Here is a 12477-nt window from a genome sequence, read left to right on the forward strand (position 1 = left end):
CTCGCTGTCCTTCCGCCTGTCACGGTCATTGCTCACGGGCCAGTCGTTCGGCGACTTCCTCGTCGGACATGTTCTCGATCTCTGCCAGCAGATCCTCGAAGTCGGCGAGATCGTCGGACGAGGCCTGATCCAGTTGGGCGCGGGCCACGGCGGCGGCCAGTTCCCGGAGACCGGGCTGCTCGAACAACACCCGCAACGGCAACGCGACCGAGAACTGCTCCCGGACCCGGGCCATCACCTGTGTCGCCAGCAGCGAATGCCCGCCCAATCCGAAGAAGTCGTCGGTGAGACCCACCCGGTCGACGCCGAGGACCTCGCTGAACAGCCGTGCCAGGGCGTGCTCGTGGACGGTCTCCGGGGGGACGTATTCGGCCCGCTCGTGGAACACGGGTGCCGGCAGTGCCGACCTGTCGATCTTGCCGTTGTCGGTCAGCGGCAACGTGTCCAGCACCGTCACCGCGGAGGGCACCATCGCGTCGGGTAGTACCGCGCTTGCTGTGGACCGTACGGCTGCGGCGTCGACCGGGCCGGTCACGTAGGCGGCCAGCCGGGTCCCTGCCGTCGGGTCTTTAACCGCGGTGACTACCGCATCGGTGACTGCGGTGATGGTGCGTAGTGCTGCCTCGATTTCGCCGAGTTCGATGCGCTGGCCTCGGATCTTGACCTGGAAGTCGCGGCGGCCCAGGAACTCGAGTTGTCCGTCGGGCAGGTAGCGCACGATGTCGCCGGTCCGGTACAACCGCGCCCCGGGAACGTCGGAGAACGGATCGGGCACGAACACGGCGGCGGTCCTGGCCGGGTCGTTGAGGTAGCCGCGGCCGACTCCGATGCCACCGACCACCAGTTCACCGGGAACGCCGACGGGAACCAGTTGCAGGAATTCGTCGACCACATACAGGCGGGTGTTGCGGATTGGTCTGCCGATCGGCGCCCGCACCGCGCTGATCGGGGTATCGGCGGTGATCACGGCGTGGGTGACATCATCGGAGCATTCCGTCGGCCCATAAGCATTGACCAGCGGAATCTCGGGGAATCGGGCCAGCCATCGCGAACACAGATCCGGTGGGAGCGCCTCGCCGGTGACCAGCAGCCATCGCAGAGCCGGCAGCGCTGGAACCTCACCCGTGGTATCCCACGCATCCAGGGTGGCCCGTAGCAGGGACGGCACGACCTCCAGGATGGTCACACCTTCAGCGGCGGACTCTTTGAACAGACCGACAGCGTCGAGAGCGGTGTCGTCGTCGATGACCAGTGTGGAACCGCCCACGGCGAGGGCGGAGAGCATCTGCCAGACCGAGACGTCGAACGTCAGCGACGCATTCTGAACGACGACGTCGGTATCGGTGAGAGAAAGGTCCTCGATCTTGGCGAGGAGATGGTTGTCCATACCGATCCGGTGGACCATCGCCCCCTTCGGCAGACCCGTCGACCCCGAGGTGTAGATGACATAGGCCAGGTCGTGCGGGCCACCGGCCGGAGACGTCCAGGGCGTGACCGGTGCGATGTCGTCGAGAGCGATGACGGTGTCCGCCGGCAGGTCCCGTCCGATCAGGACCCGTGCACCGCTGTCGGCCAGCACCGCTGTGCGTCGGGCTTCAGGGGCCCGCAGATCCAACGGCACATACGCCGCCCCAGCACCGAGCACACCAAGGACCGAGACGATCGCGTCCACACCTCGTTCCAGATGCAACGCGACCCGGTCACCGACCTTCACTCCGGCAGCGGTCAAACGGTTACTCAGCCGAGCCGCTCGTGTCGCCAACTCCCGGTAAGTAAGTGCCTTGTGGTCGTCACGGACGGCTATCGCGTCCGGGATCGTCATAGCGTGCTCACGGACTCGTTCCACGATTCCCCCGAGGGTTTCGCGGCGATCCGTGTCATTCCATTCGCGCAGGAGCTTGACCCGCTCGGCCGGTGACACCGCCGACAGATCGCCGACCAGTGCGTCAGGCGACTCGGTCAGGATTGTGCAGGCGCACAGGAAGGCGTCGAGGATGGCTTGAGCGGTCTCCGCCGTGAACAGATCCGTCGCGTATTCCAGCGACACCCGCAATTCATCGGCCTCTTCGACAGCGATGCTCACGTCGAATTTCGAGGTTCCCTCCTCCAGCGGAAGGCGCTCCATCTCAACGCCCTGCAACCCGTCCTCACCGGTACGTCGTTCCGCGTTCTGCAGGACGAACATGGTCTGGAAGATCGGATTGCGGGCCAGATCCCGGTCCGGTGCGAGGTCCTCGACGAGACGCTCGAACGGGAGATCCTGATGAGCGAAGGCGTCGAGTGAGGTCTCCCGAACCTGAGCGAGCAACGCCGTGAACGGTTCGTCCTCACGAACCTGCGTGCGAATCGCCAAGGTGTTCACGAAAAAGCCGATCAAATTCTCGACTTCAGTACGCGTACGATTCGCGACCGGAACACCAACGACAATGTCATGCTGCCCCGACCGGCGGGCCAGCACAGCCGCATAGACAGCCTGCAACACCATGAACAGCGTGGCGTCATGACGTTGAGCCAGTGCAGTCAACGCGGTCGTCGTCGTCTCGTCGATGTCGGCATGCAGGTGAGCGCCTTGATAGCTGGCGATCGCCGGCCGGGGGAAGTCCGTCGGCAGATCCAGGATCGGCGCCGCACCCGCGAGGCGTGTCTTCCAGTAAGCCAACTGCTCGTCGAGAACACCCGACTCGAGCCACTGCCGCTGCCACACCGCGAAATCCGCGTATTGCACCGGAAGCTCGGGCAGAGAACGACCGGCATATGCCGCCTGAACCTCCTGCAGCAACACACCGATCGACCAGCCATCGGAAACAATGTGATGCATCACCAAAGACAGCAGGAACTCGTCATCACCGGTGCGAGTCAACGACCACCGCGTCAACGGCCCCCGCTCCAGATCGAACGGCCGGGTGAAGTCCAGCTCCCCCAACCCGAAATCCACCACCGGATCAGCGCGAACGACCTGCACCGGACGGCCATCGACCTCAGCGAACACCGTCCGCAACACCTCATGCCGGGCCGTCACCGACACCAACGCAGCACGCAGCCGATCGACATCCAACCGGCCGCGCAACCGCACCAACGCCGGAACGTGATACGACGCGCTGCCTGGTTCCAGTTGGTGCAGGAACCACATCCGCTGCTGAGCAAACGACAACTCCACCGGCCCCGCCCGCTCCACCGGCACCAGAGCAACACCGGCACCGACCGATTCAGCACCGGCCACCACCGCCGCGAAACCCCGCACCGACGGCTGCTCGAACAACACCCGCAACGGCAACCCGACCGAGAACCGCTCCCGAACCCGGGCCATCACCTGCGTCGCCAGCAGCGAATGCCCACCCAGTTCAAAGAACGTGTCGGTCGCCCCGACCCGGTCGATACCGAGAACCTCACCGAAGAGGCGCGCGACAGCCCGCTCATGGGACGTCACCGGCGCCACATACTCGGACTGTTCGTGGAACACGGGCGCGGGCAGTGCCGACCTGTCGATCTTGCCGTTGTCAGTCAGCGGCAACGTGTCCAACACCATTACCGCGGATGGCACCATTGCGTCCGGCAGCAGTCCGGCAGCAGCAGCTCTGACCGCAGTCGCGTCGACCGGGCCGGTCACATACGCGGCCAGCCGGGTCCCTGCCGTCGGGTCTTTAACCGCGGTGACTACCGCATCGGTGACTGCGGTGATGGTGCGCAGTGCCGCCTCGATTTCGCCGAGTTCGATGCGCTGGCCACGGATCTTGACCTGGAAGTCACGGCGGCCCAGGAACTCGAGCTGCCCGTCCGGCAGGTAGCGCACGATGTCGCCGGTCCGATACAACCGCGCCCCGGCAACCTCGGAGAACGGATCCGGCACGAACACCGCAGCCGTTCTCGCGGGGTCGTTGAGATAGCCGCGGCCGACCCCGATCCCACCGACTACGAGTTCACCGGGAACCCCCACCGGAACCAGCTGCAGCGACTCGTCGACCACATACAGACGGGTGTTACGGATCGGTCTGCCGATCGGCGCCCGCACCGCACTGATCGGCGTATCGGCGGTGATCACCGCATGGGTGACATCATCCGAACACTCCGTCGGCCCATAAGCGTTCACCAACGGAATCCCGGGGAACCTGGCCAGCCACCGCGAACACAGATCCGGCGGCAACGCCTCACCCGTGACCAGCAGCCACCGCAAAGCCGGCAGCGACGGAACCTCACCAGTGGTATCCCAAGCATCCAGAGTGGCCCGCAGCAGAGACGGCACGACCTCCAAAACAGTTACGCCCTCAGCCGCCGAGTCCCTGAACAAACCGACAGCATCAAGAGCCGTCTCATCGTCCACGACCAGCGTGCAGCCGCCCACGGCGAGGGCGGAGAGCATCTGCCAGACCGAGACGTCGAACGTCAAAGACGCATTCTGGACGACGACGTCCGTACCGGTGAGAGAAAGGTCCTCGATCTTGGCGAGGAGATGGTTGTCCATACCGATCCGGTGGACCATCGCCCCCTTCGGCAGACCCGTCGACCCCGACGTGTAAATGACATAAGCCAAATCGTCCGGGCCACCGGCCGGAGACACCCACGGCACGACCGGTGCGATGTCGTCGAGAACGACGACGGTGTCCGCCGCCAGACCCTGCCCGATCAACACCCGTGCACCGCTGTCGGCCAGCACCGCCGCCCGCCGAGCCTCAGGCGCCCGCACATCCAACGGCACATACGCCGCACCAGCACCGAGAACACCAAGGACCGAGACGACCGCGTCCACACCTCGTTCCAGATGCAACGCGACCCGGTCACCGACCCTCACCCCGGCAGCGGTCAAACGGTCACTCAGCCGAGCCGCTCGTGTCGCCAACTCCCGGTAAGTAAGTGCCTTGTGGTCGTCACGGACGGCTATCGCGTCCGGGATCGTCATAGCGTGCTCACGGACTCGTTCCACGATTCCCCCGAGGGTTTCGCGGCGGTCGGTGTCATTCCATTCGCGCAGGAGCTTGACCCGCTCGGCCGGTGACACCGCCGACAGATCGCCGACCAATGCGTCAGGCGATGCGGTCAGGATCGTGCAGGCGCGCAGGAAGGCGTCGAGGATGGCTTGAGCGGTCTCCGCCGTGAACAGATCCGTCGCGTATTCCAGCGACACCCGCAGCTCGTCGCCCTCTTCGACCATGACACTGACATCGAACTTGGAGGCGCCTTCCTCCAAGGGAAGCTGCTCCATCTCCACACCCTGGAGTCCCGCTTCGGAGCGGCGCGGGGCATTTTGCAGCGTGAACATGGTCTGGAAGATGGGATTGCGGGCCAGATCCCGGTCCGGTGCGAGGTCCTCGACGAGACGCTCGAACGGGAGATCCTGATGAGCGAAGGCGTCGAGTGAGGTCTCCCGAACCTGAGCGAGCAACGCCGTGAACGGTTCGTCCTCACGAACCTGCGTGCGAATCGCCAAGGTGTTCACGAAAAAGCCGATCAAATTCTCGACTTCAGTACGCGTACGATTCGCGACCGGAACACCAACGACAATGTCATGCTGCCCCGACCGGCGGGCCAGCACAGCCGCATAGACAGCCTGCAACACCATGAACAGCGTGGCGTCATGACGTTGAGCCAGGTCATTCAACCCCGCCGCGGTCCCCCGGTCGATCCGGGCCCGCAGATGAGCACCTTGATAGCTGGCAATCGCCGGCCGGGGAAAATCCGTCGGCAGATCCAGAACCGGCGCCGCACCCGCAAGCCGTGTCTTCCAGTAAGCCAACTGCTCATCGAGAACACCCGACTCCAGCCACTGCCGCTGCCACACCGCGAAATCCGCGTACTGCACCGGAAGATCAGGCAGAGCACGACCGGCATACGCCGCCTGGACCTCCTGCAGCAACACCCCGACCGACCAGCCATCGGAAACAATGTGATGCATCACCAAAGACAGCAGGAACTCGTCATCACCGGTGCGAGTCAACGACCACCGCGTCAACGGCCCCTGTTCGAGGTCGAACGGCCGGGTGAAGTCCAGCTCCCCCATCCCGAAATCCACCACCGGCTCAGCGCGAACGACCTGCACCGGACGGCCATCAACCTCAGCGAACACCGTCCGCAACACCTCATGCCGCGCCGTCACCGACACCAACGCAGCACGCAGCCGATCGACATCCAACCTGCCACGCAACCGCACCAACGCCGGAACGTGATACGACGCGCTGCCTGGTTCCAGTTGGTGCAGGAACCACATCCGCTGCTGAGCAAACGACAACTCCACCGGCCCCGCCCGCTCCACCGGCACCAGAGCAACACCAGCACCGACCGATTCAGCACCGGCCACCACCGCCGCGAAACCCCGCACCGACGGCTGCTCGAACAACACCCGCAACGGCAACCCGACCGAGAACCGCTCCCGAACCCGGGCCATCACCTGCGTCGCCAGCAGCGAATGCCCACCCAACCCGAAGAAGTCATCGGTGAGACCCACCCGATCGACACCGAGAACCTCACCGAACAACCCGGCCACAGCCCGCTCATGAACGGACTTTGGAGCCACATACTCCGCAAGCTCCTGAAACACCGGCGCCGGCAACGACGATCGATCAACCTTGCCGTTGTCGGTCAGCGGCAACGTGTCCAACACCATCACCGCGGACGGCACCATCGCGTCCGGCAACAGTCCGGCCGCAGCAGCTCTGACCGTGATGGCGTCGACCGGGCCGGTCACGTAGGCCGCGAGCCGGGTCCCCGCCACGTCGTCCTTCACCGCGGTGACTACCGCATCACTCACCCCGTCGACGGCTCGTAGTGCTGCCTCGATTTCGCCGAGTTCGATGCGCTGGCCACGGATCTTGACCTGGAAGTCACGGCGGCCCAGGAACTCGAGCTGCCCGTCCGGCAGGTAGCGCACGATGTCGCCGGTCCGATACAACCGCGCCCCGGGAACGTCGGAGAACGGATCCGGCACGAACACGGCGGCTGTCCTCGCCGGGTCGTTGAGATAGCCGCGGCCGACCCCGATCCCACCGACTACGAGTTCACCGGGAACCCCCACCGGAACCAGTTGCAGCAATTCGTCGACCACATACAGACGGGTGTTACGGATCGGTCTCCCGATCGGCGCCCGCACCGCACTGATCGGGGTATCGGCGGTGATCACCGCGTGGGTGACATCATCCGAACACTCCGTCGGCCCATAAGCGTTCACCAACGGAATTTCGGGGAATCGGGCCAGCCACCGCGAACATAGATCCGGTGGCAGCGCCTCACCCGTGACCAGCAGCCACCGCAAAGCCGGCAGCGACGGAACCTCACCCGTGGTATCCCAGGCATCCAGAGTGGCCCGTAGCAGGGACGGCACGACCTCCAGGATGGTCACACCTTCAGCGGCGGACTCTTTGAACAGACCGACAGCGTCGAGAGCGGTGTCGTCGTCGACGACCAGTGTGGAACCGCCCACGGCGAGGGCGGAGAGCATCTGCCAGACCGAGACGTCGAACGTCAAAGACGCATTCTGAACGACGACGTCCGTACCGGTGAGAGAAAGGTCCTCGATCTTGGCGAGGAGATGGTTGTCCATACCGATCCGGTGGACCATCGCACCCTTCGGCAGACCCGTCGACCCCGAGGTGTAGATGACATAGGCCAGGTCGTGCGGGCCACCGGCCGGAGACGTCCAGGGCGTGACCGGTGCGATGTCGTCGAGAACGACGACGGTGTCCGCCGGCAGGTCCCGTCCGATCAGGACCCGTGCACCGCTGTCGGCCAGCACCGCCGCCCGCCGAGCCTCAGGCGCCCGCACATCCAACGGCACATACGCCGCACCAGCACCGAGAACACCAAGGACCGAGACGATCGCGTCCACACCTCGTTCCAGATGCAACGCGACCCGGTCACCGACCCTCACCCCCGCGTCGGTCAGACGCTCACTGAGCCGAGCCGCCCGGGTAGCCAGTTCGTGATAGGTGAGGGCGGCACCGCCGTCACGGACGGCTATCGCATCCGGGATCGTCATAGCGTGCTTACGGACCCGTTCCACGATTCCCCCGAGGGTTTCGCGGCGGTCGGTGTCATTCCATTCGTGCAGGAGCTTGACCCGCTCGGCCGGTGACACCGCTGACAGATCGCCGACCAGCACGTCATCAGGTTCCTCGACGAGCACCTGGCACGCCCGCAGGAAGGCGTCGAGTATCGCCTGGGCGCTCCCCTCGGAGAACAGATCCGTCGCGTATTCCAGCGACACCCGCAGCTCGTCGCCCTCTTCGACCATGACACTGACATCGAATTTGGAGGTGCCCTCCTCCAGCGGAAGGCGTTCCATCTCAACGCCTTCCAGGCCGTCGCCGGAGCGGCGTGGGGCGTTCTGCAGCGTGAACATGGTCTGGAAGATGGGATTGCGGGCCAGATCCCGGTCCGGTGCGAGGTCCTCGACGAGACGCTCGAACGGGAGATCCTGATGAGCGAAGGCATCGAGTGAGGTCTCCCGAACCTGAGCGAGCAACGCCGTGAACGGTTCGTCCTCACGAACCTGCGTGCGAATCGCCAAGGTGTTCACGAAAAAGCCGATCAAATTCTCGACTTCAGTACGCGTACGATTCGCGACCGGAACACCAACGACAGTGTCATGCTGCCCCGACCGGCGGGCCAGCACAGCCGCATAGACAGCCTGCAACACCATGAACAGCGTGGCGTCATGACGTTGAGCCAGTGCAGTCAACGCGGTCGTCGTCGTCTCGTCGATGTCGGCATGCAGGTGAGCGCCTTGATAGCTGGCGATCGCCGGCCGGGGGAAGTCCGTCGGCAGATCCAGGATCGGCGCCGCACCCGCGAGGCGTGTCTTCCAGTAAGCCAACTGCTCGTCGAGAACACCCGACTCGAGCCACTGCCGCTGCCACACCGCGAAATCCGCGTATTGCACCGGAAGCTCGGGCAGAGAACGACCGGCATACGCCGCCTGAACCTCCTGCAGCAACACCCCGACCGACCAGCCATCGGAAACAATGTGATGCATCACCAAAGACAGCAGGAACTCGTCATCACCGGCGCGAGTCAACGACCACCGCGTCAACGGCCCCTGTTCGAGGTCGAACGGCCGGGTGAAGTCCAGCTCCCCCATCCCGAAATCCACCACCGGCTCAGCGCGAACGACCTGCACCGGACGGCCATCAACCTCAGCGAACACCGTCCGCAACACCTCATGCCGCGCCGTCACCGACACCAACGCAGCACGCAGCCGATCGACATCCAACCTGCCACGCAACCGCACCAACGCCGGAACGTGATACGACGCGCTGCCTGGTTCCAGTTGGTGCAGGAACCACATCCGCTGCTGAGCAAACGACAACTCCACCGGCCCCGCCCGCTCCACCGGCACCAGAGCAACACCAGCACCGACCGATTCAGCACCGGCCACCACCGCCGCGAAACCCCGCACCGACGGCTGCTCGAACAACACCCGCAACGGCAACCCGACCGAGAACCGCTCCCGAACCCGGGCCATCACCTGCGTCGCCAGCAGCGAATGCCCACCCAGCCCGAAGAAGTCATCGGTGAGACCCACCCGATCGACACCGAGAACCTCACCGAACAACCCAGCCACAGCCCGCTCATGGGACGTCACCGGAGCCACATACTCGGACTGTTCGTGGAACACGGGCGCGGGCAATGCCGACCTGTCGATCTTGCCGTTGTCAGTCAGGGGCAACTTCTCCAGCACCGTCACCGCGGACGGCACCATCGCGTCCGGCAACAGCACACCGAGTGCCGACCGTACGGCCGGCGCCTCGACAGGCCCGGTCACGTAGGCGGCCAGCCGGGTCCCCGCCACCTCGTCCTTCACCGCGACGGCCACCGCGTCGCTCACCCCGTCGACGGCCCGCAGCGCCGCCTCCACCTCGGCGAGCTCGATGCGCTGGCCGCGGATCTTGACCTGGAAGTCGCGGCGGCCCACGAACTCGAGCTGTCCGTCCGGCAGGTGGCGCACGATGTCGCCGGTCCGGTACAACCGCGATGCCGGGTCATCGGAGAACGGATCGGGCACGAACACGGCAGCGGTCCTGGCAGGATCGTGCAGATATCCGAGGCCCACTCCCGCGCCGCCCACCACCAGCTCGCCGGGCACCCCCGCGGGCACGAGGCGCAGTGACTCGTCCACCACGTACAGGCGTGTGTTGGCGATCGGCGAACCGATCGGAACGCCGGGCCGGTCGCCGAGTTCGTCGGCCGCGGTGAAGCTCGCGGTGCAGCAGCCGACGACGGTTTCGGTAGGGCCGTACTCGTTCACCACCCGTGCGTCGGGCGCGACCGTGAAGAGGCGCCGGACGAGGCTGGGGGCGAGCGCCTCACCGCCCACGACGAATACCGTCCGCCGGCCGGCGAGGGCCCCGTGCGGCAGGAGCCGGCAGATCGCCTCCAGATGGGCGGGCGTGAGTTTGACCAGGGTGGGGCGGGCAGGTCCGGTGAGGCTCTCGGCCAGCCGGTCGACGGGTGAGTCCTCGGCGAGCAGGTGCACGCTGCCGCCGCTGATCAGCGGAACCCAGAGACTGGTGACGGTGAGGTCGAAGCCGATCGTGGTGTGCAGGGGTGCGACAGGCGGCGCCGCGGGGCTGTATTCGGCGGCGGCCCAGGTGAGGTAGTTGGCCAGTCCCGAGTTCGTGATCCGGGCGCCCTTCGGCCGGCCGGTGGAGCCGGAGGTGTACAGCACGTAGGCGAGGCCGGCGCCGTCGCTCACCGAGGGTGGTGCCGCGGTGGGTGCGCCGTCCGGCAGGCAAACGTCGAGGACCGGAATGTCATCGGCCAGGCCCGTGCCGTACCCCGCGGTGTGAAGGATCGCCGCAGGACGCGCATCGGTGAGGATCGCGGAGAGCCTGGCCCGCGGCTGCGCCGGATCGAGCGGCAGATAGGCCGCACCCCGTTTCCAGACCGCCAGCAGTGCCGCGACCAGTTCGATGGAACGCGGCACCGTGACCGCGACCAGGTCGCCGGCGGTGATGCCGTGCCCGGCGAGGGTGGCGGCGACGTGACCGGCCATCGCGTCGAGTTCGGCGTAGGTGACCGTGCGGTCGCCGTCGACGAGGGCGGCGGCGCCCGGCGTGGTGGCTACCTGGCGCTCGAACAGCTCGACCGCGGCCGAGGTGATCGGCGTGACCGGGCCGGCGGCCCTGGTGAGGAGAAGATCCTGCTGGTCGGCGCCGACGGCCAGCAGGTCGGCCAGTGCCTCGCCGGGCGCGGCTGTGCCCCGCTGGAGCAGGTCGAGGACCTGGTCGAGGAGGCTGCGCGCGTGTTCGGTGGTGAACAGGTCGGTGGAGAACTCCAGGTCGAGTTCGGTGTGCCCGGAGGTCTCCCGGATGAAGAGGGTCAGGTCGAACTTGGCGTTGTCCAGCGGCACGTCGAAGCGCTCCGCCTCGAGGCCGGGGGCGAGAACGAACCGGTCCGGGGCGTTGTCCACGGACACCATGGCCTGGAACAGGGGGCTGCGCGACCGGTCGTGGTGGCCGCCCAGATGCCGGACCACCTCACCGAACGGGATGTCGCCGTGGGCCAGGGCACCTGCCGTGCGATCCCGGACTTGGACCACGGCGTCGGCGAAGGTGCGGGTGCGGCCCGTATCGGTTTCGACGACGACGGTGTTGGCGAAGAAGCCGATCAGGTCCTGGGTGTTCGCGTGCCCGCGGTTCGCCGTGGGTACGCCGATCCGCACCCGTGGCATGCCGCTGTTGCGGGCCAGCACCGCCCCGAACGCGGCCTGCACCAGCATGAACGGTGTGGCGTTGCAGCCGGCCGCGACGGTGCGGATCCGGTCGGCGAGATCCGGTGCGATCCGGGCGGGCACCCGGCCGCCGCGGCCGGTGGGAACCCGGGGACGGACCCGGTCGGCCGGCAGCTCCAGAACCAGGTCACCGTCGGCGAGCTGCCCGCGCCAATAGTCCAGCTGGTCGCCGTACGCGCCGGAGTCCAGCCACTGCTGGTGCCAGACCGCGAAGTCGGCGTACTGCAACGGCAGCGGCGGCAGGACCTCACCGGTCAGCCCGGCGGACTCCGCCCAGTGGAGGGTGGCCAGCTCCCGGAGGAACACGCCCATCGACCAGCCGTCGGTGATGATGTGATGCATCAGCAGCAGGACGACGTGGACGTCGTCGGCGAGCCGGAAGAAGGTGGTCCGCAGCAGCGGCCCGTCCAGCAGGTCGAACGGTTCGGCGGCCGCCGCCGCGCAGGCCGCGCGGCAGGCGATCTCGGCTTCCTTCTCACCCAGGGCCCGCAGGTCCCGGTGTTCGACCCGGTTGCGGGGCCGCGGGTGCAGGACCTGCGACACCTCACCGCCGGTGGTGGTGAACGTGGTCCGCAGGATCTCGTGCCGCTCACCCAGCCGGTGCAGGGCACGTTCCAGGGCCGCGGTGTCGAGCGGGCCGGTCACCCGCATGGCGGCCGGGACGTGGTACGCCGTCGAGTCCGGATTCAGTTCGGCCAGCAGCCAGAGGCCCACCTGCGCGGGCGAGGCGGGCATGACGTAGGTCTGGCCGTCGCTCATGG

At 66.5% G+C, this 12477-nt stretch carries 1 protein-coding gene; it reads right to left on the bottom strand.

Annotated features, from left to right (window positions below):
* Positions 1–25: 25 nt before the first annotated feature.
* Positions 26–12475, bottom strand: coding sequence for a non-ribosomal peptide synthetase (locus tag AMIS_RS24405; protein WP_172666620.1), 12450 nt, complete (start codon positions 12473–12475; stop codon positions 26–28).
* Positions 12476–12477 lie beyond the last annotated feature (2 nt).

This window comes from Actinoplanes missouriensis 431, assembly GCF_000284295.1.
Classification (GTDB): domain Bacteria; phylum Actinomycetota; class Actinomycetes; order Mycobacteriales; family Micromonosporaceae; genus Actinoplanes; species Actinoplanes missouriensis.